This window comes from Methanomassiliicoccales archaeon, assembly GCA_014361295.1.
In the GTDB taxonomy this organism is placed as follows: Archaea; Thermoplasmatota; Thermoplasmata; order Methanomassiliicoccales; family JACIVX01; genus JACIVX01.
Window position 1 is genome coordinate 514,848 of record JACIVX010000001.1, and the last position, 25,440, is coordinate 540,287.

A 25,440-nucleotide genomic window follows, 5' to 3' on the forward strand; every position below is an offset into this window, starting at 1 on the left:
TGGAAGGTATAAATATCGCCCCATTTAAGGGCACTCTGGATAGATTCTTCTTTACTCTTTTTTCGTTTCAACCAAATGGTAGTCTGATGTTACGATAGATGAAAGTAACTTGAGCACTCCATTTCTATTCGAGATTCTCTGGACTCTTATTGTGATCTGGTCAACACCCACTCCGAAAGAAAATCCGGGACAACCATATAAAATTCAAGATAATTGATGACAGCGTAGAGGTGAGCCGCGAAAGCGCGCATTGCTCGGCTCGTTGTCTTGTCCTACTTCATTGGTATTTTTTGGAAAAATGCATAATTATCACTTGTCCGATAACGAGCCCAATTCGAAAGGGGAAAGAAAGGTTGCAAGGAACCGCCTATGAGAAAAAATCGCCTACGACTATCCGAGGAAATCAGATATCTGGATAAATGGGTTCCGATCGCAGTTCTAGTTGGAATCACTGCAGGTATCGGCGCGATTGCGTTTACATTTGCGATTGAGCAGTGCACGATTCTTTTCCTCGCAAAAGGGGCTGGATACGTTCCGCCATCGCCGGCTGGCGAGGGAGGAATGTCATTTATTTTCCCACGTTATTCTTTTCTAATTCCCGTAATCACCACTCTTGGTGGTCTCCTCAGCGGCATCATTGTGTACAAACTCGCGCCCGAGGCAGAAGGTCATGGGACGGATGCAGCGATCGATGCGTTTCACAATAAAAACGGGGAAATCTCCCCAAAGGTGCCCGTGATCAAACTGATTGCCTCCGCCATCACGATTGGATCTGGAGGAAGTGCTGGTCGTGAAGGGCCGTCGGCCCAAATTGGCGCAGGATTTGGCTCGATGATAGGAAAAGCTATGCATCTTCGTCCACACGAACGTGGCATCGCCATGGCGATAGGGATCGGCGCTGGCATTGGCGCGATTTTCAAGGCGCCGTTTGGTGGTGCGGTTCTGGCAGCTGAGATTCTCTACATCAGTGATTTTGAGATCGCGGTGCTCCCACCAGCACTCATCTCATCGACAGTCGCTTACAGTATTTATGGATCAGTGATGGGATGGACACCGATCTTTGGAATACAGAATCAATACATGTCAAACGATCCTATTTGGTTTCCGCTCTACGCATTCCTTGGGCTTATCTGCGGAATTGTGGCAATCGGATATATCCGCAGTTTTTACGGCGTCAAGGATCTCTTCAAACGCTTGCAGATCCCCAATTACGTCAAACCGGCGATCGGTGGTCTGGCCGTTGGCTTGATAGGAATGGCGCTTCCGCAAGTTCTTGGAATGGGTTATGGCTGGCTCCAGATGGCCATCGATGGTGAATTCATCACGCTGACATTCGGAATTATCATTGCGTTGATCGTTTTGAAAATACTAGCAACATCGCTGACTGTAGGATCTGGTGGAAGCGGCGGTGTCTTCGCGCCTGCGCTTTTCATTGGTGGTATGATTGGAGCGGCATTCTGGATGATTTGCCACTCCCTGATTCCCAATTTCGGTGTTGCCTCTGCCCCCTTCGTGATCGTTGGCATGATGGCGTTTTTTGGTGCCGCCGGCAAGGCACCGCTGGCGGTAATCTTGATGGTCTCAGAAATGACGGGATCCTATACTCTCCTTGTGCCTGCAATGATCGCCACGTCGATCGCTTATATCATTTCCGGCAAAAATACGATTTACCGGAGCCAGGTTCCAACTAAAGCCGATTCGCCGGCACACAGGGGAGAATACTCAGTCGAAGTGTTAAGAGGTATGAAGGTCAAGAACGCTATGACAAAAGATGTGATCTCCATTACTCCCACAACAAGCGTCGATTCGGCACTCGACATTATGAACAAGAACGGAATCAAAGGGATTCCAGTTGTTGACGAGAATAACAGAGTGCTCGGAATGATCACCTATGAGGATATTCTCGAGGTCCCTGAGGAAGAAAGAAAGACTAGAATGATCGGCGAAGTGATGACAAGACGCGTGATCTGCTGTTTACCGGATGATAACCTCGGCTCGGTTCTCGAAAAAATGTTCAAAAGCAATATCGGCAGGCTCCCAGTTATAGAATCGAATGAAACGAAGAGACTTATCGGTATAATCACAAGAGAGGACATTGGAAGAGCTTATCATGCAAGTGTAGAAGAACTCATTGGCAAGGAAGAGTAATTCGATTGATCTTTTAAGAGCTAAAGACTTGTGTTTTCTCGGGCTTTTTTGCGCGCTCTGAGGAATAATCTTAATGCGAACGAGGGGACGCATTTTAATTTCCGCCATTTGCTAGCATTCTTCGTTGAAAGATCTGTACATAAGTGAGTGCGCACCAATTTTAGATAGATCCAGCGTTCGAGGAATTCCCCCATATATTGATCCCGGCTCCGATGCATATTTATATTGAATGTTACCAAAGGGTAAGTGATGGTTGTCGTCGGGGCGTGCGGAAGGGCTTGCGAGAAATGTCCTTTTTACGGGGATGACTGCGACGGTTGCTTGGAAGAAATGAAGCATTCTTCTCGATATCGCTGTAAAGTGTACGATTGCGTGATCTCGAGGGGATTGGAGACCTGCCTTGAATGCGACGAATTTGATGTGTGCACGCTTGTTCGTGAGCATCAGGCACTTTGCCCACTAATGGTGCTTAAGGCGACGCGGCGTCGATTCAGTCGCGAGACGGGAGCGTGGAGTTCAGCGCATTGATTTTGACGATAGAATTCTATCATAGAAAAATGCATGGTCGATGAAGAAGATGTACTGCAATACATGTCTTATCAATTTTTGAATGAATCTTGCGAAGAATGTTTCCGATTCGAATCTCCGCGGGTGTTGTGATGATTTAAGAATCATCGATTTCATTCGCAGGGGCTGATGGGTAGGGTAGAAAAGACGAATGTAGATGATAAAGTACTTTCGGTTCACCCTCCTCTCTTTCTATTTAATCTCCAAAAGAGTTAGTATTAATAAATCATGGAAATCGCAACACAGTCAATCTATATTCAGGAAGGGGCGTTCAACGTCCTCATCGCACCAGAGGAAATAGCGCTAAGAATCTTCAACGACCATCTCGAACTTCAGAATTATCTCATCCTTTACATCTGTGGAAATTATTCGACAATCCTCAGCAGGCTAGCCGAAAGTTTACGGAATTCGATGTGCGGAGAGCGTTCACGGCCTTTCAATTATTGAAAATTCTCAAGGAACACCATCATTCTTTCATCTTCATAGAATACGATCCAACGCTGTTCTCAGAGCATGAGGAGCTCCTCGATTACATCCCTCTTCTTTTAAGGGAGATCGCGTCCACCGCGACCGTTCTCCTTTACTCACCAAGAATCAATCAATTCATTCAGATTATTTCGAAAAAGCTCATCGGGTTTTTTCGTGAGCGAATTCAACCATCAGGGAGTGAGGAAGAAAGTCGCAACACAGATTCAATCTACACTGGAGGAATTTTGATGGGGAGGAGCACCGAGAGTATACGAATGGAAGCGAAGAGAATCGCCAAACGCTGGGAAAGGGCGGGAAGAGCCTTGAAAGATGATGAGAAGAAGTACGCCGAGCGTCTTGCTGGGATGATGGAAAGACATTCGAGCGAGATCTTCTATGGATTCGATGACCTACTCGAGGCTTCCCTCTTTGCATTATTCATCGAACTGATGAAGAAGATGGAGAAGAACGATGTGGGTTTTTGATTCATCGTGCGGTCCATCTGTAGAATTGTAGATCAAAGAAGAAAAGGTCCGGCGAATCTGCGAGGGATATTTCCCTCCTTTTTTTTCGTTCACTTCAAGCACAATCATTCAGCATGTGAACTGATTGAGGCCCTAGCCTCAAAATATAAAGTTGAAGAGCAGTGTTTCAAAACAATCTACGGGATGTTGGGAGGATACGCAGTATATGCCCCGATGACCATTGCTGAGCTGATCGAGAAACAGACGAAATACGAAGCAGAACTTTTCAATGTCGATGTGAGGAAGGATCATCGATTTCTTGCGGAAAAAATCTTTCAATGTGCACATTTGTTAAAGAATCGAAGTATTCGCTAGATTTCGATATTCCGCTGGGAATATTGACTATGCGCGTCGACAGGAACATTCAGACACCTGAGATACGCTCGATCGAATTGGAAAGTGATGGAAAGACTGTCATCTCAGGGAATGAAAAAAGGGTCCTCTCGGATCTCTCCTCATTACTGCAGACCATCGACCCGGACGTCATCCTCCTTCCCGATGCAGACATATGGACTTCGCTCATTTTACAAAAGAGCAGAGCCTATGGGATCTCGATGCCGATCAGCAGGGACGGACGCTATCGCACGATTTCTCCAAGATCATACTGGAGTTACGGCAAGGTGAACTACAGAGACGGTTCGGTCATCCCGGAAGGCAGAATCCTGATCGACACAGAGAACAGTTTCACCTATGCAGAGAGCGGTTATACGGCGTCATCACGGCAGCGCATTTGACAGGGTTATCACCGAATCTCACATCAAGATTCACACCTGGAACATTGATTTCATCATACAAAATCTACGAAGTGGTGAAACGTGGCATAGCGGTCCCCTTCAGAAAAAGCGATGCTGAGCGCTTGAGGCATTTCAGAGAGCTGAGAGCGATGGACAAGGGCGGGATGATCTTTCAGCCTGAACCTGGCCTCTACGAAAGAATACACCAACTCGACACTTCCCTCTATCCTTTCATCATCGTCAGATATAACCTTTCGCCAGAGAGCCTCAATACTTCGCGAAGAGGATTTCTTCCAGAGGTCATTGAACCACTTCTCCAGATGGAGGATAGCGACGAAAAGAGAGAAGCGGTCAAACCCTAAGTACGCGCAGTTAGACTCGATATTAAAATGGATGCTGGTCACGTTTGGATACACTGGCTACAGGAATACAAAATTCGGCAGCATCGAAGTACATGAAAGGATTACATCGGTTGCAAGAGAAATACTGATCAGGGTGAAGGAAATCGCCGAATCGATGGATCTAGAAGTGTTGCATGGGAATTGTGGATTGTCTCTGGATCAGGGGAGAATGCATCGAAGAATTCAAAGAAAAGGTGGAACATGAAATCGTCATACCGAATGAAATTGAGGAATATGACTGGATCGTCTTCCTTCCGATGGAAGACGGTAGCGGCGCTTATAATCGTTATTTCGGACGGCTGTCGAATGGTGAAATGAAAGTGAGAGGTGTGATGGCTAGAAGGGATGATACCCCAAAATATGTAAAAAGAATGCAGGAAGAAATGTTCGAGCGAATGTCAGAGGCTAAGGACGCGAAAACTCTATCGGAAATGATTATGGAGCTCAAGGCGGTTTATAACGATTATCTAAAATCGCTTCCAAACGCCGATGTAAATGAGATGAAGATAAGAAAGAAAATAAGCAAACTCAATTATACGAAACGCTCTCTCGAAGCGTCTGCTGTCGATGCACTATCAAAAAATCATATTCCGGTCAGACCCAGCATGGAAATCGAGTATGTCGTCGTTGACGCAAAGAAGTGGCGTGTCGATGTGAGTTTTGAACATTCTCTTTTCGATCTTGAGTACTATGAAAAGTTGCTGGCCAAGGCATGGAGGGAAATCGAATTCGCCCTCATATCAGAATTCAAAGAGACCCCTCGTATTCCTAAAACGGCCAGCGAAATGATTAATGTGACCAACAATAGCTCAATGCATAAATCATGTAATAATTCAAATCAAAATTTGCAGTGTTTGATTCTTGCGTTCCTCGTAAAATTCAATTCCCGCCGCAATTAAAATCATTGAAATACTTACGCTTCAATTCAATGACGATGCATTACGTCTCTGGCTTGATGCTCACAGATGAGGGGTTCATCGAAGGCCATATCGGGTTCGAAGACGGGAGAATCGCTGAGATCGGAAGGGGTAAGGCGCGATCAAACCTTGCAAAAGGCATTATCGTCCCGACAATCGTCAACGCGCACACGCATCTCGCCGATTTTCTTGTGCCGTTGGACCTTTCTCTTCCCCTTGATCAAATTGTTGCTCCGCCTGACGGGCTGAAGCATCGAATGCTAAGAGAGATTCCAGAAGATCGATTAATGAAATCGATGAGGGACCTCGCTTGTTATATGCTGAGACGCGGAATTTCTCATTTTATCGATTTCCGCGAAGGCGGTGTGAGCGGTGCACACTTATTATCAAAAATAAAAGATGGTACGGCAAAGCCTATCATCTTCGGACGGCCGAGTCATCTCGAATTTGTCAGGGAGGAGGTAGATGAGATACTGAAGGTAGCGGATGGGATCGGAGTTTCCGCGATCTCTGACTGGGACTACTCAGTGTTGAAGGATCTTGCGTCTTACGTAAGAAAGAAAAAGAAACGATTTGCACTTCACGCTAGCGAGATAATAAGAGAAGACATTGATAAGATTCTCGATTTGAAACCTTCTTATATCGTTCACATGACTGTTGCTACTGATAGTGACCTTGAACTCTGTGCACAGGAGAATGTTCCGATTGTTGTTTGTCCAAGATCAAATCTGTTATTTGGCCGAATTCCACCGATGGATCGGATGATCAAGAAGGGGGTTCGGATAGCCCTTGGCACAGACAACGCGATGTTCTCATTGCCAGATATGTTTACCGAGCTCGATTTTGCCGGGAGAATTCTGAGATATCAGGGCGTCAAGAAAGTTGACGATGTTTTAACTATGGTGTTCAAGACAGGACGAGAAATCCTCGGATTGAAAGGATTCTCTGAATTCACCCCAGGTGAACTTTGCGATTTCATGGTCATCGAATCGAAGAGAGGGGATCCTGTGACCGATCTGGTCTTTCGAAGCAGTTCATCAGATCCAATTATGGTGTGCATCGGAAAGGAAATTTTGAGAAAAAATGAAAGAATCGACGAATCAATGAATTAAGAAGATTCGCACTATCAGTGAAGCGACATTCACTGTCATTAAATTATAGCTACGCATCATTGAACGGTTCGTTCGGCCGTAGAGTGATATTTACGTTTGGAACGAATTACGAATATTGGTATTTATCTCGCTGCAAGATATCCCAAGGAGAGAACCTATTTCCTAGAGAAACCTGAGATGATTTATCCATGATGATTTCATTTAGCCCAAAGATCGATGATTTTTTCAGAATGTTTGGCTTACAGACATCAGGACCGATGGTCTGACTATTCCTCCTGATCCCATTCCTTAAATAGCTTCGTGACCCCTTTCTTTGCAACCGACCAAACGGGGACCCCGCCAGTTAATACCGCAACTTGAAGAGCCTCGATGATTTCCTTCTTTGTGGCACCGTAATTCTTGGCAACTTTCGCTTGCGGATAAATACAATCTTCACACATTCTAACGGCGACGCAAGCGAGCGCAATCAGCCTTTTCGTTTTTCTGTCCAGTGCGCCGTCTTCAACCATGATCTTATCCATGTCGCCAATCAGCACAGCGAGATCAGGATTGTACTCTTTGATGTGTGCTAGCGTTTCAGGGATATACCCGCACATCTTCTTGCCGAGTTCCTTCACCGCTTTTTCAGCCTTGTCATTTTTCTGCTGCTTCTTCATAATAGAAATAATTGGAGGAGTCCGTATTTAATGATTGAAGTTCCAAAAAAGAAAGTTTGAGCTATGATTCGTAAGATCGCTCGAAATCTCATCGAATAAGGGCGTAAATCTGAAACATGGAGATATCTTGAAAATAATTAATTAAGTCCGAATTTTGAACATTCACACCTTCAAAATAAGGAGAATTTCAAGAAGTCACAAATGGGATTAGTCTAAATATATTTATGAATTTATGATATTCTGGAAGCTGAACGTTTAAAAAAATTCTTATCGGTCCTGCCTCACAATGTGATCAACAATAAACGAAAAGGTCAGCAATGGAAACGAAAGGTTTTAAATCAAGTTGGAACAATAGCTATCGAGCCCAGATCGAGATGAAACAAGGATAAACTGGAGAATAGAAATAAGAGAAAAATGTTTGATCTGGCACTTCGAAACCCCCTTAGATCTCCAGTTGAGAAGTGTAAGAAATCGGAGAGGAACGACATGGCTCTCTTCAAGAGAATATTGATCCCAACTGATGGAAGCGAGTACACAAAGGCCGCGATTGCCAAAGGACTTGAACTGGCAAAACTGATGAATGCGGAAGTCACAGCAATGTATGTGGTTGATCAGACTTCTTTTATTAATTTTCCAATGGATTCGACAATGGTCAGCGTTTACTCGCTTCTTGAGAAAGAAGGTAAAGATGCTGTCGAATACGTCAGAAAAGAAGGAGAAAAAATTGGTGTGAAGGTTGAGACCATTGTCGAGGAAGGATCACCTGTGAGAAAGATCGTCGATGCGTCAAAGAATTTCGATCTCATTGTCATGGGCACACTAGGTCGCACTGGATTTTCGAAACTACTGCTAGGTAGCGTGGCGGAAAGGGTTGTTAGATATGCAGACTGTCCTGTGATGGTCGTCAGAGCGGCCAGGAGGGAATCGCAATGACCCTGATCGAAGAGATCATGACCCCTAATCCAATCGTCGCACAAATTCCAAGCAGCAGAAACGAAGTACTCAAAATCATGGTCAAACACAATCTCACTGGCCTGCCAGTCATAAGAAGAAATGATGGGATACTGGCAGGAATGATCACGAGACAGGACATCTTTGAAAAACCCGATGAAGAGCAACTCGCTCTCATCATGAACAGAGATCCACCGGTTATCGGTCCGAAAGACAACGTGAAAAAAGCCGCAGAATTATTCATCACCAAGCAGGTGCGACATCTACCAGTTGTCGATGAGGCCAAACTGATCGGCATTGTGACGCCAACTGACCTTTTGAGCGTCGTCGAAAAAGTTGCAACGAATATCCCCGTTGAGAAAGTGATCAGATCGCCATGCGTTCCGATTTATCAGGATGCACCACTTGCGGTCGCCCTTGTCACTTTCAAAGTGAGCAAGGCAAGCGCGTTGCCAGTTCTCGATGACACTGGCAGACTCGTCGGCATCCTCACGGACAGGGACATCTTCAACAAATCGTATATCAATGGTTCTGTAGCAATGGCTGACCTCGGAATCGGACAGGATGAGGACGAGTGGACATGGGAAGGTCTCAGGAACGTGATGAAACTCTGGTATGAAGTTTCAAAAATCGAGCTACCCGGATTGCCCGTGAGAGAGATCATGGTGCGAGAGCCTGTGACTGTCTTCAAGAAGACAAGCGTCTCCGAGGCAGCACGTGTTATGAGGAAGAACGATTTTGGTCAACTGCCTGTCAGAGATTCGAAGGATAATCTACTTGCGATGATTTACGATTTCGATGTCATTTCTGTTCTGTTAGGTGGTCAATGATGGACGCGAGCGATATTCTTGCACTCTGCAAGCGTAGAGGATTTATTTGGCCAGCATTCGAGATCTATGGCGGTGTTGCTGGCATGTATGATTACGGTCCGCTCGGCATCGCGATGAAAAATAACATCATCGATATTTGGCGGAAGGCATACACCCTAGGAGAAGGATTTATCGAGATCGACGGCCCCACAATCGGCCCTGAAATTGTGTTCAAGGCATCGGGGCACGTTGACGCGTTCTCCGATTCGATAGTCTCCTGCACACGGTGCAAGGAATCATTCCGGGCGGATCACTTGGCGAAGGGTTTGCACAGCAACCCGGACTCCCTTTCAAATGAGGAACTTTCGAAATTGCTGAAAGAAAATGGTGTTAAGTGTCCTGAATGTGGCGGCGATCTAACGGATGTCGAAGATTTCAACCTCATGTTCAAGACCACGATAGGTCCTGGTGCGGGAAGAATAGGATATTTGAGACCAGAGACGGCTCAGGGCATCTTCGTCGATTATTTGCATCTTTACAGATTCGTGAGGGAGAAGTTACCGTTTGGTGTTATTCAGATCGGACGGGGCTACAGAAACGAGATTTCACCGCGCCAAGGTGTCATTAGGCTGCGAGAATTCAATATGATGGAAGCTGAACTCTTTGTCGATCCAGAGAACAAAACCTGGCCAAGATTCGAAAAAATTAAGAATGAAAAGATGAAGCTCGTACCGAACAATGGTAACGAGATCGAAATTACTGTCGGGGAAGCGGTTGAAAGGCGTATGATCGGGAATGCGACGCTGGCCTATTTCATGTACTTCACTCAAGAATTTTTGAAGACTGTTGGTATCGATCCAAACCGCCTGCGATTCAGACAGCATTTGCAGACGGAAATGGCTCATTACGCGTCGGATTGCTGGGATGCAGAAGTACTTTTATCATACGGATGGACAGAGGTTGTTGGCATCGCTGATCGTGGCTGCTGGGACCTTTCTAGACATATCGAGTACTCGAATGCTGATCTCACCGCTTTCAAGAAGTATGAGGAGCCGGTCGAAATTGAAAAAGAGGTCATCAAACCGAAGTACGAGCTTTTAGGTCCTAAATTCAAGGGGAAATCAGCGAAAATCGGAAAAGCGCTGGAGGAGATCGATCCTTCTAGAATCAAGGATGGAAAGATCACGATTGATGTGGACGGCGAGAAGATAACGGTGGGAAGCGAATTCTTTGAAATTGTCAGGATAAAGGAGAAGGTTACGGGCAGAAAAATCGTGCCCCATGTGATCGAGCCGTCCCATGGACTAGATAGGATACTCTATGCATGCCTGGAACATGCATACACTCAAAAGAGTGATGGCTATGTGGTGCTGAGACTCAAACCCGCTGTCGCCCCGATCAAAGTCGGAGTATTTCCGCTCATGGCAAAGGATGGTCTTGATGTAAAAGCTGCGGAAATTGATGAACGGATACGGATGAGCGGCATCACTTCGTATTACGACGATTCTGGCTCGATTGGCAGGAGATATGCCAGAATGGACGAGATTGGCACCCCATGGTGCATTACGGTTGATTACGAAACACTAAAAGACGGAACAGTGACGATTAGAGACAGAGATACGACGAGGCAGGTTAGGATTCATGAGGAAAAGATCATTCCAACGATAAATTCGCTGCTTTGTGGTACACCGTTCAGCACATTGGAACAGTGATCGATCGATGGACGATCGATCCCCAGGGAATGAAATTCTCAACAGGTATCAGGCATGACGGAAATGATTCTAATATGTTTAAATGGATATGTATAGGAGGTGAGAATTTTTGAGGGGAGAAAATCTAGAATCAGTGAAGGTGAGAGAGCAGATTCGGTCAGTGCTCGATTTGACAAAGGCTGGAGATATCATGAAGACTGAGTTTGAGGTCGTCGACCCTGACACAACGATTTCTAATGTCGTCTCAAGGATGAGAGCGCTGGATCTGCATGAAATACCAGTTGTTGAAGATCACAATAAATTCGTTGGCATTGTGAGTTACGCTTCACTTATCAAGCGAAGGAATCTGCCAATCACGACTAAGGCGAAATCGGTTGTTGAAATTCCTCCGAAAATCACATCGAGCACCGTTCTCACCGATCTTGCTGAAAAAGTCGTGTCAACGAGTTACCGACAGATGCCAGTCCTCAGAGGAAAGAGGATTTCTGGCATCGTTTCCAGAGAGGATATTGTGAGAATCGTCCCGAAGGTCAAGGAGCTCGCATCGATGCCTGTATCGGAGATCATGACGACAGATGTTCGATCAGTTCGAGAAAAAGATCCGATCAGAGTCGCAGTCGATCTGATGTCGAAGCTCGAGATCAGGACCTTGCCGGTCGTCGATGACGGCGGAAAATTGACCGGTATCATAGGGATAAAGGAGATTATCAATTATAACTGGCAGGAGCGGAGAAGGGAAACCGTTGGCGAACTCGTAGGCAGTAGCGAGCCTATCGAGATTGAAGTTGGTTCCTTGGCCATCGATCATCCATTGACCGTGGCGCCACAAGCGCATCTGCACGAAGCGATCAGGATCATGATAGATAACAAGATTTCAACGCTTCCAATCGTCGAAGATGAGAAGTTAAAGGGAATCATCACAACTTACGATATCGTTGAGCTCGTTGCATCGTTCAAGGCAAGGGACATGGTCTATGTGCAAATCACTGGTTTAGAAGAGGAAGATCGCTTGTCCCTTGACGTCATGGATGAAGAGATCGAGAGGGGACTGAAAAAGATCGCGAAGATATCGAAACCAGCTCTTTTCACCCTCCACGTTTCAAAGTACAACGAAGCTGGCAACGTGGCGAAATACAGTCTCAACGGTCGTCTCATCACCGAGGATAAAGTATTCGTGGCGAAGGCAACCGAATGGAACCTAATGAAGGCAACAATATCGTTGATGCACACACTCTCAGAGATGGTTAAGGATGCGAAAGACGAGATGGTTGACCAGAGAAAGAAGGCGCGGCTATCTTTATAATAACGCATGAGCAATCTTTTTTTAGCACACCTACCTTATTTCCCTTCTCTATGAGTCAATACGATCCCGTGCCGACAGAAAGGAAATGGCAACAGAAATGGAAGGAATGGGGAATCTATCGATTCGATTTCTCGTCTTCCAAACCGGTGTACAGCATCGACAACCCGCCTCGATATACATCCGGGGCTCTTCATCTTGGTCATGCAACTGGCTATTCCCTCATCGACTTTGCGGCGCGATACAAGAGAATGAGGGGTTACAACGTTTTCTTCCCCCTCTGCTTCGATGTCAACGGCACACCAACGGAAGTCAAAGTGGAAAAAGAATACGGAATCACGAAATTATCAGTTCCGAGGCAAGAATACATCAGACTCTGCAAGGAGTACGCCGAAAGCTTCATCGATGAGATGACGCGGCAATTCGAGATCCTGGGCACCTGCATGGATCCCAGCATTTACTATCAGACGGACGCGCCGTACTACAGGAGAATCACTCAGATTTCGTTTTTACGGATGCTGAAAAAAGGACTTGTTTACAAGGGAACCTTTCCAGTCAACTGGTGTCCTAGATGCATCACGGCGCTTGCAGATGCGGAGGTTGAATACGAACGGAATGTGACGAATCTTAATTATATCAAATTCAAAATCAAGGGCACAGACGATTATGCGATTATTGCAACGACGAGACCTGAACTTCTCTGCACGTGCCAGATGGTCGCAGTGCACCCTGATGATGAGAAACATAAAACACTCATTGGAAAAACGTTGTTAACGCCTCTTTACGAAAAAGAGGTCACCGTGATTGCAGATAATAAAGTCGATCCTGGCTTCGGTTCTGGCGTTGTTATGATCTGCACGATCGGCGATAAGGATGACCTCGAATGGGTGATGAAATATAACCTTCCTCTTGAAAAGGGAATTGACGAGCAGGGTAGAATGACGGAGATCGCAGGACCGTATGCCGGTCTCAAGGTAAAAGAGGCGAGGAAGCGCATCATTGAAGATCTCAAGAATGCAGGATTGCTTGTCAAACAGATCGAGATTGAACAGAACGTCGGCACTTGTTGGCGATGCCATGAACCAATTGAATATCTGCAGATTCCCCAGTGGTTCCTGAAAACGCTCGATTTCAAAGACGAAGTTCTCGCGAAGGCGGAAGAGATCCGGTGGTTCCCCGAATTCATGAAGATCAGGCTGAGAGATTGGGTGATGTCCCTTGAATGGGATTGGGTCATTTCCAGGCAGCGATACTTCGCCACGCCAATTCCCGTATGGGAATGTATGAATTGCGGTGAAATCGTTCCAGCCCGCGAAGAAGATTGCTACGTTGATCCGACTGTTGATCCACCGCCAGTTGAAAGCTGTCCGAAATGCGGTGGACCGCTCAAAGGATGCGAAGATGTCTTCGATACATGGATGGATTCAAGCATTTCACCCCTCTACAATACATTCTGGCTAAGAGACGAAGAGAAATTCAAAAAACTGTATCCAATGTCCCTCCGTCCGCAATCGCATGATATCATCAGGACATGGGCATTTTACACAATCCTCAGGGAATACCTGCTTGTCGGCGAGAGACCATGGAATGACATCATGATCCACGGATTCATCATGGCCGCAGATGGAACGCCGATGCATGCATCAAAAGGCAATGTTATCGATCCAATGCCGATTCTCGAAAAGAATGGTGCGGATGCATTGAGATATTACGCGTGCACTTGCTCTCTTGGCGAGGATAACGCGTTTAGAGAGAAGGACGTTGTCCACGGTGGCAGACTATGCACAAAGCTCTGGAACATCGGCAGATTCGTTGGCAGTGTGATCAAAGAAAAACCGAAGGTCTGTGAATTAAGAACAGTTGACAGATGGATACTTTCGAAATACAGCCGGGTCGTCAAATTGGCTACGGAGCACTGCGAGAACTATTCGTTCGACAAAGCGATGCGTGAAATCGAGCAGTTTGCATGGCATGAATTCGCTGATCATTACATAGAGATGGTCAAGTACAGGGTTTGGAAGGAGGACGATGAGGGTGCGAAATACACACTTTACACGGTCTGCCTTGGCATTATGAAAATGTTCGCGCCATTCCTCCCACACGTAACCGAAGAGGTGTATCAGACGACTTTCCGTCAATTTGAGGGTGACATAAGCATCCATGTTTCGATGTGGCCTGAACCGATCCTTGTTGATGAAGTGAGTGAGGAAAAAGGTGAATTCGCGAAAGAGATCATCAGCGCCATCAGATCTTGGAAAGCGGAAAATGGAATTCCGCTTAACGAAACTCTTCGTCTTGTCGAAATCATCGGGGAAAACGCGAAGAATCTCAAGGGTTGCGAGAGAGATATCATGGAAACTGTAAGAGCAATAGAACTCAAAGTTGAAAAGGAAGCAAAGGTGGAAGAGATCATTGTTGGTATCAGGCCAATAAAATCAAAAATCGGGCCACGGTTCAAAGAGAGGGCAAAAGAGGTTTCTTCAATTATCAGCCAGTTGAGCATAGAAGATATTGCGAAAGGAATTGACAGTGGTCATTTGGAAATCACGTTATCCGATGGCACACTTGTGACTCTCGAGAAAGACATGTTCGAGATCGAAAAGAAACTCATGTTGCAAGGCGTTGAGGTGGAGACGATTCAGGTAGGAGAGGTGCTCGTCGCCATTAGAAGGTGAAGAATTAATCAGGCTTCCCGTGGAATGGGTTCTGGTCTTGGACTCTTCCCTCTAATTTTTATTCTTTGAAGTGTCCTGATCACGTTAAATGCAACATCTTTGTGAACTTCGAATACTGTCTCGTCTTCCCCAATTTCAACAACACCGATGAGAATCTCGTTGATTCTTGCGTTCGAAACGATAATGTTGATGAGATCGTTAACAAGGAGTCCCTCGTTCTTGCCAATTTTGATCTTGACCTTGACCATACCGTAGATATCCTGATACTCATCAAAATCCCAAATTTTTCTGACGATGTCTTTACGGCCTGTTTCGGGCACCTCTGCTTTTTCGATTTTTGTTTTTCCAAATTGCTGGATGTCTTCTAAAATGCCCTTCTCTTCGGCGCTCACGAATGTGATCGCTTTGCCGATCTTCCCAGCTCGTCCAGTTCTTCCAATTCGATGAACGTACCATTCCGGGCTTTCTGGGATGTCGTAATTGACCACAAGACTGACGTCCTCAATATCAAGACCTCTTGCCGCGACATCGGTCGCGACGAGAATTTTTACAACACCTTTTCTGAAATCTCTGATAACTTTTTCTCTCTTGGATTGTGGAAGATCACCGTGGATCGCTTCGACTGGATAACCGTATGATTTCAGTCTTCCATAGAGTACATCGACCATTTTCTTTGTCTGGCAGAAGATGATTGCTTTTGGTTTTTCTTTATCGAGCACACGACACAGGGCCCAGATCTTATTCCGCCTCCCGACGCTGAAATAGATTTGCTGAGTTGAGGGAAGGACGAGTTCTTCCTCACTCACAATGATCATCTCAGGCTGGTGCATGTGATCTATCGCGAGTCTTCGGATCTCCCCTGGGATTGTTGCGGAAAAAAGAGATGTATGTCTCTCTTTCGGAAGGCGACTGATAATGAATTTAATATCATCAATGAAACCCATATCGAGCATCCGATCAGCTTCGTCAAGAACCACGAATTTAATGTTCTGTTGGTTTAGTGATCCTCTTTTGAGGTGATCGATGATTCGACCAGGCGTCCCAACAACAACATCGACTCCTTTTTCCAGTTCTTTTAACTGAAGAGAGATCGATTGGCCACCATAAACGGGCAACGATCTGATTTTGAGATACTCGCCAAGTTTTGCCATTTCTTCAGAAACTTGAATCGCTAGTTCTCTTGTTGGGACGAGAACGAGGGCAAAAGGTCCTTTCACTGAATGATCCAAATTTTTCTTCAATTTATTGATATGCTGTAAAACTGGAATCGCAAATGCTGCCGTCTTGCCCGTTCCTGTCTGTGCCTGGACAATTGCATCTCGCTTTTCCATCATGAATGGAATCGCAGCAGTTTGAACGGGCGTCGGTTCCACAAAACCCATCTTACTTACGGCTTTCAATATTCTATCATCGATACCAAATGTTTCAAAACTCTTGACCATTTTATTCACTCTAATAGCTGCCAATGATATCAGGCATCTCGTATTAACATTTCGACGGCTATTTGAAAGAGGGTGCTGGCATCGGGCGCAAAACAAAGTTTATATTTGGCCATTACGTTCAGTGATGCCGTATAAGAGCGGGCGTAGTGTAGCTGGTTATCACTTAAGCTTGCCAAGCTTAAAACTCGGGTTCGAATCCCGACGCCCGCACTTTCTTGAAATAGATCCATATGTCAACTAGAGTAATCCTCAATTTTTTGTTTTAAGGCGCTTAATGTGAGGGGACTTTTTGAGGGACAATTTCATTAATTGATTTAAGAAGTAGAAGTCACCATCCACAAGCGCAAATGCATCATTTTTAAACATATTGATCTAAACACCGCATTATCTGGATAAATCAATCGGTCATGAAACTCATGTCGAAGCTCTCGTGCATGAAGATTTCATCGATCATTTGTGGTACCGATTTATAGAAACCATCCTTATCAAAAAGGCGAAAGTGATATTCATTCCCCCAAGCGTCTCAATAGAACGCCGGCCGAACAGTATAATTGAAATTGGTATAACTCAAATCTGAGGATCGATTATCTTTTCCATCATACAAAGAAATTGATGAATTCAATTTTATTTTAATCAAATATTTGAGTTTGATTTAAATTATTTATACTCTCTCTAAATACGTCATTAATTGTTCTGCGGAGGGGTCAGATTGAGAATTGAGTCAATTCTGAAGAAAGCAGAAAGCGGCGATGGAATTTCGAAAGAAGAAGCTCTGACACTTTTGAGAGAGATTAAACCTGGAAGCAAGGAAATGTATCTGCTGATGCACACAGCTGATCACCTTTCTCGACGACAATTTAATAACAAAGGCGAGGTTCACGCTCAGGTCGGTTTGAACTGGGCACTATGCAGCAAAAGCTGCGAATTCTGTGCCTTTGCGGAGAAACACGGAATCGCTTCAAAAACAATTGAATTGAGCGAAGATGAAGTCGTGAGAAGAGCTAAAAACTTCGAGAATGCTGGAGCCAACGCGATCTTTTTGATGACAACAGCAGATTACGATTTCTCAAGATTTTTAGAGATTGGGAAATCGGTTAGAAAGGCGATCAACCCCGATATGCCGCTAGTTGCAAACATCGGCGATTTTGGACCAGGCGAGGCACAAGAGCTCGTTGAGGCTGGATTCACCGCGGTCTATCACGTTGTCAGGCTCGGAGAAGGAGTGAACACTCGTATCGATCCTTCTATGAGAATACGCACCATCAAAGCTGCGAAAGACTCAGGGCTTGATTTGAGTTTTTGCGTCGAGCCCATTGGACCAGAGCACTCGATTGAAGAAATTGTAGACAGGATGTTCCTCGGGAAGGATCTCGAACCGACTGTTATGGCAACAATGAGGCGTATCATGATCCCAGGAACTCCACTCTCCGCCTATGGACATATCCCTGAGATCGAACTCGCCAGAATAGAGGCCGTTACAAGACTGGTGATGGGGAAGAATATAATGGCGATGGGAGTGCACGAGCCCAATATGCCCTCTCTTTTGGCTGGCTGCAATCAGATTTATGCGGAAACCGGCCCGAATCCCAGAGATACAGAGGAAGAAACAAGCAAAGGAAGAGGACGATCAGTCGAAAAATGCAAACAGATGCTATGGGAAGCAGGGTATGAAACGTTCACGGGGCCAGCAAGATCACTACAGGGACCTCTGAGAAAGAGAACTCGGTAAAACTTGACCAGACCAAGTGTAATAAAGAAATACAGTAAGAGAAACGTCCTGGAGGATAGATAGCTTGATACTGAATAAACAACCCCTTCGGGGGTTTATCCCAATCCTCTGTGTGATTTTTAGCTCCATCATTTTCATTCTATTTGGTGAAAATATTTTTCACGTCGATCCAGGGTTACTCAGCGTTTACGCTTTGTTTTTCGTTTGGTCCGCATTTGTCATCTCATTGACCAATAAAGAGCCTCTGAAAAAAATCAAACAACCATTATGGGGTTTTGTCTTTCTTTTGATCGCATTGACATCAGGAATCCTTCACCCTTTTATGATGAATGCTTTGGGCTACGGCCAAGAATTCTATTGGCCAATGATATCGAATCTATTTCTCGGAATAGGATTGGTCATCGCTTTTGGCAATCCTTTTGCGGCGAAGTATAAACAGCCGAAGGCCGTTTGTCTCAGCGCATTATTCATGTACACATTCGCAATCATAACGACCATAGCTTACGGCATGATTCCTGCGATCTGGTTCGCTTTCTTCGTTTATATGTTTTTCTGCCTAGATCAATGGCCAGTCTCAGATTCTCCTCAACCTATCAAAGGAATAATGATTTTTACAATCATGGCCGCGATGTCATTGATCCTTGAGTATTCTTTCAGACTTTTTGACACCAGTTTCTTTCAACCCGATGGAGGGCTTTGGTTCGTTACCTGGATATGGTGGCTGGTTGCACTTTCATGGCAATTAGAGTCGTGGCCTTTCCAAAAACTCAAACAGCCACTCAAAGGTTTTCTGATTCTAATTTTAACAGGCTTACTTACAATGTCAATGTTTTACATTATCACTCACATCCTCGGTCTCAATTCGACGATAGCGAGCGCCTATATCTGGATCTTTGTTTCATGGCTGTACAGCTGGGATATTCTTTTCGGTAAGTGGCCTGCAGATCGCGATTTGCCCTCTTCTAATACTGAGATTGCGAATTAGTAAAGCAGAGTTTGAGATTCAGAAATTTCAGCATACGAGCGTGCCCATTGCCGAAATATTCTCACTAAGATAATTCAAACAGGTTTTTAGCATCCTTTTTTTAAAGTTCAATGCTATTTATAAAATGGCGTTTATCTCTACACGATGTTGAAATACTCGGTCTTGATCACGCTTCTCGAGCACCGCTCATCATATGTGTTGATCGGGAAACAATTGCACAATCTATCGATATTGATTGAATGGTAATGAGCCAGAAGATGATTTTCGAAAAGGAGTAACCTATTTCTGATTTCATCACATAATGATTGATGAAAACGTTTGCAAAAGAAATCAAACTGTTAGTTTCCATTAAGTTAAAATTCATCCGACCTAACCGCAAACAAAAAATATACTCATTCACTCTCCCCGACTGTTACAATGCATCATTGAAAGATGGGTTTATGTCAAATCTTGTTGTGCAATCGATAGGATTGTCTCGCCACTTCGGCAAGTTCATCGCTGTTGATTCGTTGGATCTTGCGGTTGAGGAAGGGAGAATCTTTGGACTTCTGGGGCCGAATGGAGCGGGGAAAACAACGACGATTAAGATGTTGACAACGCTGCTGACTCCGACCTCTGGTAAAGCTATCATTGCAGGATTTGATGTTATTAAAGAGCCACAAGAAGTCAGAAAGGTTATTGGTTATGTCCCCCAGATGCTTTCTGCAGATGCGAGTCTCACTGGTTATGAGAATCTTCTCATTTTCACTAAGATATACGAAATACCGAGAGAAGAGTTGAGGGAAAGAATAGAGCGGGCTATTGCTGTAATGGGTTTATCTGATTTTGCCCACAAGCTTGTGCGCACTTATTCTGGTGGGATGATTCGGCGATTGGAAATCGCACAATCGGCTATTCACCATCCCCGTGTACTCTTTTTGGACGAGCCCACGGTCGGTCTTGATCCCCTGGCCCGGCGAACTGTCTGGGAGATGATCAGAAAGTTACGTGATGAATATAAAACAACGATATTTCTCACCACGCATATGATGGACGAAGCTGATGCCCTCTGCGACGAGATCGGGATCATGCATAAGGGCAAACTCGTTGCGGTTGGAAGTCCTTCAGAGTTGAAAAGAATCACGGGTGCAGAAACGCTCGACGAAGTTTTCATTCATTATACAGGAAGTTCAATCGAATCGGGAGGCAGTTTCCGTGAAGTTCAAAGGGAAAGGCAAACAGTCCATCGCCTTGGCTGAATCTGGTACTAATGAGATGAATGGAATGGGGAGTCTTCTTGCACCCATCATCAGTTTCATCACGAAAATGCTGGTGATAACGGAGCTTGAAGTACGCAAACTGCGGCATGATCCCACTGAACTCATCACTCGGGCAATTCAACCCGTCCTTTGGCTTCTGGTTTTTGGAATGGTTATCACGCAGGCGCGAGCTATACCAACCGGCAATCTACCATACATCGATTTTTTGACACCAGGCGTCCTAGCTCAAAGCGTGCTCTTCGTCTCTATTTTCTATGGCATATCCATCATATGGGAGCGGGATTTGGGCATCGTTCAGAAATTCCTCGCAGCTCCGATTCCCCGCACAGCCCTTGTCGCGGGAAAGGCGCTGTCAGCGGGAATTCGCGGTTTAGCGGAGGCTTCTATTATTTATTTGCTCGCTTTGGTTCTCGGCGTTGGTGTGATTCTGAATCCTCTCTCCATCATTTGTGTCATCTTTGTGATTATCATTGGTGCGGCACTTTTCTCGACACTATCATTGATCATCGCCTGTCTGGTGAAAACGAGAGAAAGATTCATGGGCATAGGCCAGATGATCACGATGCCGCTGTTCTTCACAAGCAATGCCATATATCCTATCGCTTTAATGCCCGAGTGGCTTAAAATCATTGCACACGGGAATCCCCTCACGTATATGGTTGATGCTCTAAGAGCGCTGATGATTGATCATGGGATCAGCGAATATGGTCTTCTCACCGATTTTGGCATCCTCATCGTGATGGCCATCATCCTTATCATCATAGGAGCTCGCTTGTATCCTCGGGTGATAAGGTAAGAGCATTTAGTTACTTTTCATTGGATTCTTACATTGATGTATCATCAGGTCTCTGTAAATTCCTCTCAAAAAAAGTACACTGTACGCACTAACTGCCCTACTCAAGACAACAAACTAATCAAATTCTAGCGATCTTGTTATGTGCACCAAATTCGTATTCTACTGTTAACAAAAATGAGAAGCGCTATCGAAGCTCCCTATAAGATTTTTCGATAATCCTTAAATCGCTGATTAAGAACTAACGATCCCTCAGGTCCCATGAGAACTAAGGACGGGGCCTAGGAGGTGGGATAGTGGCGGGTAAGAAAGCTGGGGCAAAGGGTGGTAAAGACAAGCCTAAGCAGGAGTCAGGAAGCACTGGCTCTGAAACTAAGTCCAATTAAATAATCAGGCATTCAAATCCAAACCCCTTCTTTTTTGTTTTTTATTTTATTTTTTGAAAAGCGCTTAATGGTTCTCGCACGGGAAATATAATCAGAGGTTGTAGGAAATATGGGGAAGGCGCACGATTTGAACTCATTATACCAGATGGCATAGGGCAAAAATCTTGATATACATTTGTCTTGAATAATTGACTTTGCGCACGAGCATAATCAGTTCTGAAAACAATGCATTTGTAGATATCTATGCCAAGAATTAGATCAATTGCTTGCGTATTAAATTCTGTGTTACCAATCTAACAATTAACGATAAAGTTAAAGGTCACTTCCTGTGCAACGATCTAACAAATCCATTCTTATTTTCCTTTTAATGGCGATTGACAACTGGTATTAGATCGAGATGAATAATTTATTTCGGATGAAAATCAGTGATAAAGAATGCAATGTGCTGATGGAAAAGCTGATGAAAAAATATCGATTTGAGGGAAGCGCGTCGGAATTTGAGCAGGACGAGTACTACATCGAGTTTCACAAGAAGAGGTTTTTGAGATTATGAAAGCGATCCCTGAGTCAAATAAGCAGTTACAAGCTCTTGATGCTGGCCCGAATCACAATCTGATTTTGATAAAAGAATTATACTCCCATTACAAATACTACGGTATCAATACCACTAATAGACTTTCGAAGTATTCAAAGAACTGGAGATTCAATTCAAGATTTGCGGTCTTACCAAAAGAGAGTGCCTTTCGATGAAGAGAAATTTGACGTCGTAATATTCCGAGGGATTCCTGACCGTCTTTGCGTTCTATATGAGATGCTCATGAGCGAATTGAGACGCATGATGAAAAAGGTGGAAAACTCATTTTCATTGTTCCAAACATCGCAACAGTGATCAAATGCATGGACGTGTATACGAGTTTACAATGAGAGAGCGGCAACGCTATTGAATTACTGTGGATTTTCGATTAAAAAAGGAATATATCGACAATTGCAGGCGTCGGAATACTTCAACCCAAGAAAAGACGCATCCCGCTTCTCTTTCTTTGTCAAGTTTCAGATAGACGATCTTATAATATGTTACGGATTTTGAGATGAATAGCAAATCAGCTTCTGGAATTTGAAAGCGTTTTCAAAAAATGTTGGCGTCCCGTTCTTTCAATCCTCGTTTTCTGAGGCTCTCAATTGAAACCTGATTAGCTCCTTTGTAATATTTCATGAACTCCTCTTTCAATCCTCGTTTTCTGAGGCTCTCAATTGAAACATAGCTCTATTTGAAGCGGTGAAAATGTTGTTGAGGCTTTCAATCCTCGTTTTCTGAGGCTCTCAATTGAAACCTATTTCGCTTGTTTCAAGTGTAACAAGTTTTTGAACTTTCAATCCTCGTTTTCTGAGGCTCTCAATTGAAACGCGAATCTTTACGTCGCAAGCGATTTGAAATTAATCTTTCAATCCTCGTTTTCTGAGGCTCTCAATTGAAACACAAATACTACGAGCTGCAATGTTGGAGGGGGCAATTCTTTCAATCCTCGTTTTCTGAGGCTCTCAATTGAAACCCAAATACACATGCTCGCAGAAATTGTTCAGGAATACTTTCAATCCTCGTTTTCTGAGGCTCTCAATTGAAACAGGTTCTTTCCCGTGTACAACACATTTTTTATTGTTGCTTTCAATCCTCGTTTTCTGAGGCTCTCAATTGAAACAGTTGGTTTAAAGGGATGACAATCAAATCGTGTTTCCTTTCAATCCTCGTTTTCTGAGGCTCTCAATTGAAACTTGAAAATGTTTTATGATAGGGTGCAGGCATATCAGCCTTTCAATCCTCGTTTTCTGAGGCTCTCAATTGAAACTTTTACAGTCTTGTTCTGACCGTTCAAGATGACGGTCTTTCAATCCTCGTTTTCTGAGGCTCTCAATTGAAACGGGCATTAATAATTTACGACCCCGTTCGGGAACTCTTTCAATCCTCGTTTTCTGAGGCTCTCAATTGAAACTGAATCGCTCTCGCTCGTCTTCCGATAAAACTGAGAGCTTTCAATCCTCGTTTTCTGAGGCTCTCAATTGAAACAGGGTAGGATGGGACGAACTGGGGCGAGATGGTCTGCCTTTCAATCCTCGTTTTCTGAGGCTCTCAATTGAAACTGCCGGCGGCGGCCGTCCTCGTCCTCTGGTTTTTCCCTTTCAATCCTCGTTTTCTGAGGCTCTCAATTGAAACTGCTCATTGTGCCGCGGTACAGGAGGAGGTGAAGATCTTTCAATCCTCGTTTTCTGAGGCTCTCAATTGAAACTTTGATGGTAACCTCGCCGCCGTACAACGTTGGCAACTTTCAATCCTCGTTTTCTGAGGCTCTCAATTGAAACCCGTGACGGAGAGGCCACTGACGACCTACCAGGTGCCGACTTTCAATCCTCGTTTTCTGAGGCTCTCAATTGAAACAGAAAATCGATGACCAGATTATCGAGCTGGAAAAGACTTTCAATCCTCGTTTTCTGAGGCTCTCAATTGAAACAAGCGGGATACCAAGTACTCGATTCCGACCTAAACACTTTCAATCCTCGTTTTCTGAGGCTCTCAATTGAAACTTGACCAGCTTTGATTGTCCCGGCCGCATTCAGCGCTTTCAATCCTCGTTTTCTGAGGCTCTCAATTGAAACGCTGTTATTCCCTTAAACAAACTTGCATCGATGGGAACTTTCAATCCTCGTTTTCTGAGGCTCTCAATTGAAACTCATCAAAAAATACAGACTAAAACCACTAACTGAAGACTTTCAATCCTCGTTTTCTGAGGCTCTCAATTGAAACGTGCAGCGAAAATGCCATGAAAGAAATCGAGGAGCCTTTCAATCCTCGTTTTCTGAGGCTCTCAATTGAAACGCTATCACAACTTATCCCATGCCGGACTGTGATAGCAACTTTCAATCCTCGTTTTCTGAGGCTCTCAATTGAAACGGGAAAGATTTAACACGAATAAGGAGAGGATAGAACTTTCAATCCTCGTTTTCTGAGGCTCTCAATTGAAACCCGAGGTTTATCAATATCTTGAAACTGTTTGTGAAAATCTTTCAATCCTCGTTTTCTGAGGCTCTCAATTGAAACTTTCCTTTTCCTCATTCATTTCCTTTTCACCTCTTTCTTTCAATCCTCGTTTTCTGAGGCTCTCAATTGAAACGCCGAAGACAGGGGCATCCTCGGGTCGGACAGTTTATCTTTCAATCCTCGTTTTCTGAGGCTCTCAATTGAAACTTCGCAAACACGGCATGACAAGAGTGGAGGCCGATCGCCTTTCAATCCTCGTTTTCTGAGGCTCTCAATTGAAACAAGTTTCTCAGATATTCATCTTCAACTCTTATCCTTCTTTCAATCCTCGTTTTCTGAGGCTCTCAATTGAAACACGCTCTGAAAGAGATCGAAGAGCTTAGGAAGTTGGTCTTTCAATCCTCGTTTTCTGAGGCTCTCAATTGAAACAGCGAAGTCCCTTTTTTCTCCCTCACCGTTGGCATGCTTTCAATCCTCGTTTTCTGAGGCTCTCAATTGAAACTTGTACCGGCAATTTCACTCCTCCTTTTCTGCCAACCTTTCAATCCTCGTTTTCTGAGGCTCTCAATTGAAACGTGATCTGCAGGGTGATCGTGTTCACCCCAAGCGCGGCTTTCAATCCTCGTTTTCTGAGGCTCTCAATTGAAACACAGACAGCATTTTTCAGGGAATCCAACGGATATATCTTTCAATCCTCGTTTTCTGAGGCTCTCAATTGAAACCTGCATACCACAGGAGACCAACAATCGCAAGAACCGCTTTCAATCCTCGTTTTCTGAGGCTCTCAATTGAAACGAATACGGTTTTGGCCACTTCAAGCCCTCCGGTCGTCTTTCAATCC

General features: G+C 44.5%; 21 protein-coding genes, 1 tRNA gene and 1 CRISPR repeat array (1 of these 23 cut by a window edge). Of the genes, 20 read left to right on the forward strand and 2 right to left on the reverse strand.

Annotated elements, in window-relative coordinates:
* The first annotated feature begins 369 nt into the window (after positions 1–369).
* The 9 genes from H5T41_02610 (at position 370) to H5T41_02650 (ending at position 6,871) form a co-directional block, all read left to right on the forward strand.
* Positions 370–2,148, forward strand: a complete 1,779-nt coding sequence (locus tag H5T41_02610) for a chloride channel protein (protein MBC7107672.1) — start codon at positions 370–372, stop codon at positions 2,146–2,148.
* A 249-nt stretch (positions 2,149–2,397) separates the two neighbouring features.
* Positions 2,398–2,676 (forward strand): DUF3795 domain-containing protein, encoded by a 279-nt coding sequence (locus H5T41_02615; GenBank protein ID MBC7107673.1) that lies wholly within the window; start codon positions 2,398–2,400, stop codon positions 2,674–2,676.
* A gap of 267 nt (positions 2,677–2,943) precedes the next feature.
* Positions 2,944–3,162: a hypothetical protein gene (locus H5T41_02620; protein ID MBC7107674.1), complete on the forward strand. Its 219-nt coding sequence runs from the start codon at positions 2,944–2,946 to the stop codon at positions 3,160–3,162.
* A 269-nt stretch (positions 3,163–3,431) separates the two neighbouring features.
* On the forward strand, positions 3,432–3,668 hold the full coding sequence (locus H5T41_02625) for a hypothetical protein (protein ID MBC7107675.1): 237 nt from the start codon (positions 3,432–3,434) through the stop codon (positions 3,666–3,668).
* A gap of 317 nt (positions 3,669–3,985) precedes the next feature.
* Complete coding sequence (locus tag H5T41_02630) at positions 3,986–4,441, forward strand: hypothetical protein (GenBank protein MBC7107676.1); 456 nt, start codon at positions 3,986–3,988, stop codon at positions 4,439–4,441.
* A gap of 74 nt (positions 4,442–4,515) precedes the next feature.
* On the forward strand, positions 4,516–4,803 hold the full coding sequence (locus tag H5T41_02635) for a hypothetical protein (protein MBC7107677.1): 288 nt from the start codon (positions 4,516–4,518) through the stop codon (positions 4,801–4,803).
* Between the two features lie 31 nt (positions 4,804–4,834).
* Entirely contained in the window at positions 4,835–5,047 is a 213-nt protein-coding gene (locus tag H5T41_02640; GenBank protein ID MBC7107678.1) for a hypothetical protein, read from the forward strand.
* The gene (locus H5T41_02645) at positions 4,977–5,741 is read left to right on the forward strand and encodes a hypothetical protein (protein MBC7107679.1); all 765 of its coding nucleotides are present in this window, start codon (positions 4,977–4,979) and stop codon (positions 5,739–5,741) included. The genes H5T41_02640 and H5T41_02645 overlap by 71 nt, the downstream gene beginning before the upstream one ends.
* 35 nt (positions 5,742–5,776) lie before the next feature.
* Entirely contained in the window at positions 5,777–6,871 is a 1,095-nt protein-coding gene (locus H5T41_02650; GenBank protein ID MBC7107680.1) for an amidohydrolase family protein, read from the forward strand.
* A 266-nt stretch (positions 6,872–7,137) separates the two neighbouring features.
* On the opposite strand, the gene H5T41_02655 is transcribed toward H5T41_02650, so the two are convergent.
* Positions 7,138–7,527 carry a carboxymuconolactone decarboxylase family protein gene (locus H5T41_02655; GenBank protein ID MBC7107681.1) on the reverse strand — a complete coding sequence of 130 codons (390 nt, stop codon included), beginning with the start codon at positions 7,525–7,527 and terminating at the stop codon, positions 7,138–7,140.
* Positions 7,528–8,013: 486 nt separating this feature from the next.
* Between H5T41_02655 and H5T41_02660 the strand changes: the two genes are divergently transcribed.
* The 5 genes from H5T41_02660 to H5T41_02680 all read left to right on the forward strand — a co-directional run bounded on the left by H5T41_02660 (position 8,014) and on the right by H5T41_02680 (position 14,974).
* The gene (locus tag H5T41_02660; protein MBC7107682.1) at positions 8,014–8,460 is read left to right on the forward strand and encodes a universal stress protein; all 447 of its coding nucleotides are present in this window, start codon (positions 8,014–8,016) and stop codon (positions 8,458–8,460) included.
* Positions 8,457–9,308, forward strand: coding sequence for a CBS domain-containing protein (locus tag H5T41_02665; GenBank protein MBC7107683.1), 852 nt, complete (start codon positions 8,457–8,459; stop codon positions 9,306–9,308). The genes H5T41_02660 and H5T41_02665 overlap by 4 nt, the downstream gene beginning before the upstream one ends.
* Positions 9,308–10,999: a glycine--tRNA ligase gene (gene glyS, locus H5T41_02670; protein ID MBC7107684.1), complete on the forward strand. Its 1,692-nt coding sequence runs from the start codon at positions 9,308–9,310 to the stop codon at positions 10,997–10,999. Before H5T41_02665 ends, glyS begins: the two co-directional genes overlap by 1 nt.
* Positions 11,000–11,108: 109 nt before the next feature.
* Positions 11,109–12,302: a CBS domain-containing protein gene (locus H5T41_02675; GenBank protein ID MBC7107685.1), complete on the forward strand. Its 1,194-nt coding sequence runs from the start codon at positions 11,109–11,111 to the stop codon at positions 12,300–12,302.
* Between the two features lie 50 nt (positions 12,303–12,352).
* Positions 12,353–14,974: a valine--tRNA ligase gene (locus tag H5T41_02680; protein MBC7107686.1), complete on the forward strand. Its 2,622-nt coding sequence runs from the start codon at positions 12,353–12,355 to the stop codon at positions 14,972–14,974.
* 8 nt (positions 14,975–14,982) lie between these two features.
* On the opposite strand, the gene H5T41_02685 is transcribed toward H5T41_02680, so the two are convergent.
* On the reverse strand, positions 14,983–16,416 hold the full coding sequence (locus tag H5T41_02685; GenBank protein ID MBC7107687.1) for a DEAD/DEAH box helicase: 1,434 nt from the start codon (positions 16,414–16,416) through the stop codon (positions 14,983–14,985).
* 137 nt (positions 16,417–16,553) lie between these two features.
* On the opposite strand from H5T41_02685, the gene H5T41_02690 reads away from it, so the two are divergent.
* The 6 genes from H5T41_02690 to H5T41_02715 all read left to right on the forward strand — a co-directional run bounded on the left by H5T41_02690 (position 16,554) and on the right by H5T41_02715 (position 22,121).
* Positions 16,554–16,626: transfer RNA gene (locus tag H5T41_02690), tRNA-Gly, on the forward strand.
* Between the two features lie 499 nt (positions 16,627–17,125).
* The gene (locus tag H5T41_02695) at positions 17,126–18,145 is read left to right on the forward strand and encodes a radical SAM protein (protein ID MBC7107688.1); all 1,020 of its coding nucleotides are present in this window, start codon (positions 17,126–17,128) and stop codon (positions 18,143–18,145) included.
* Between the two features lie 364 nt (positions 18,146–18,509).
* Positions 18,510–19,130 carry a hypothetical protein gene (locus H5T41_02700; GenBank protein ID MBC7107689.1) on the forward strand — a complete coding sequence of 207 codons (621 nt, stop codon included), beginning with the start codon at positions 18,510–18,512 and terminating at the stop codon, positions 19,128–19,130.
* A 440-nt stretch (positions 19,131–19,570) separates the two neighbouring features.
* Positions 19,571–20,368: an ATP-binding cassette domain-containing protein gene (locus tag H5T41_02705; GenBank protein MBC7107690.1), complete on the forward strand. Its 798-nt coding sequence runs from the start codon at positions 19,571–19,573 to the stop codon at positions 20,366–20,368.
* Positions 20,369–20,384: 16 nt separating this feature from the next.
* On the forward strand, positions 20,385–21,185 hold the full coding sequence (locus H5T41_02710) for an ABC transporter permease (protein ID MBC7107691.1): 801 nt from the start codon (positions 20,385–20,387) through the stop codon (positions 21,183–21,185).
* Between the two features lie 798 nt (positions 21,186–21,983).
* The gene (locus tag H5T41_02715) at positions 21,984–22,121 is read left to right on the forward strand and encodes a hypothetical protein (GenBank protein MBC7107692.1); all 138 of its coding nucleotides are present in this window, start codon (positions 21,984–21,986) and stop codon (positions 22,119–22,121) included.
* A 596-nt stretch (positions 22,122–22,717) separates the two neighbouring features.
* Positions 22,718–25,440: a CRISPR direct-repeat array (repeat unit 37 nt; unit sequence CTTTCAATCCTCGTTTTCTGAGGCTCTCAATTGAAAC) (it continues 394 nt past the right edge of the window).

Excerpts from the sequence above, each read along its gene's own strand:
- H5T41_02630 (MBC7107676.1), top strand. The coding sequence starts at position 3,986 with ATGTGCACATTTGTTAAAGAATCGAAGTATTCGCTAGATTTCGATATT.
- H5T41_02655 (MBC7107681.1), bottom strand. The coding sequence starts at position 7,527 with ATGAAGAAGCAGCAGAAAAATGACAAGGCTGAAAAAGCGGTGAAGGAA.
- H5T41_02640 (MBC7107678.1), top strand. The coding sequence starts at position 4,835 with ATGCTGGTCACGTTTGGATACACTGGCTACAGGAATACAAAATTCGGC.
- H5T41_02645 (MBC7107679.1), top strand. The coding sequence starts at position 4,977 with ATGGGAATTGTGGATTGTCTCTGGATCAGGGGAGAATGCATCGAAGAA.
- H5T41_02625 (MBC7107675.1), top strand. The coding sequence starts at position 3,432 with ATGGGGAGGAGCACCGAGAGTATACGAATGGAAGCGAAGAGAATCGCC.
- H5T41_02715 (MBC7107692.1), top strand. The coding sequence starts at position 21,984 with ATGAAAATCAGTGATAAAGAATGCAATGTGCTGATGGAAAAGCTGATG.
- glyS (MBC7107684.1), top strand. The coding sequence starts at position 9,308 with ATGGACGCGAGCGATATTCTTGCACTCTGCAAGCGTAGAGGATTTATT.
- H5T41_02680 (MBC7107686.1), top strand. The coding sequence starts at position 12,353 with ATGAGTCAATACGATCCCGTGCCGACAGAAAGGAAATGGCAACAGAAA.
- H5T41_02665 (MBC7107683.1), top strand. The coding sequence starts at position 8,457 with ATGACCCTGATCGAAGAGATCATGACCCCTAATCCAATCGTCGCACAA.
- H5T41_02710 (MBC7107691.1), top strand. The coding sequence starts at position 20,385 with ATGAATGGAATGGGGAGTCTTCTTGCACCCATCATCAGTTTCATCACG.
- H5T41_02685 (MBC7107687.1), bottom strand. The coding sequence starts at position 16,416 with ATGGTCAAGAGTTTTGAAACATTTGGTATCGATGATAGAATATTGAAA.
- H5T41_02620 (MBC7107674.1), top strand. The coding sequence starts at position 2,944 with ATGGAAATCGCAACACAGTCAATCTATATTCAGGAAGGGGCGTTCAAC.
- H5T41_02610 (MBC7107672.1), top strand. The coding sequence starts at position 370 with ATGAGAAAAAATCGCCTACGACTATCCGAGGAAATCAGATATCTGGAT.
- H5T41_02700 (MBC7107689.1), top strand. The coding sequence starts at position 18,510 with ATGATATCGAATCTATTTCTCGGAATAGGATTGGTCATCGCTTTTGGC.
- H5T41_02615 (MBC7107673.1), top strand. The coding sequence starts at position 2,398 with ATGGTTGTCGTCGGGGCGTGCGGAAGGGCTTGCGAGAAATGTCCTTTT.
- H5T41_02650 (MBC7107680.1), top strand. The coding sequence starts at position 5,777 with ATGCATTACGTCTCTGGCTTGATGCTCACAGATGAGGGGTTCATCGAA.
- H5T41_02660 (MBC7107682.1), top strand. The coding sequence starts at position 8,014 with ATGGCTCTCTTCAAGAGAATATTGATCCCAACTGATGGAAGCGAGTAC.
- H5T41_02705 (MBC7107690.1), top strand. The coding sequence starts at position 19,571 with ATGTCAAATCTTGTTGTGCAATCGATAGGATTGTCTCGCCACTTCGGC.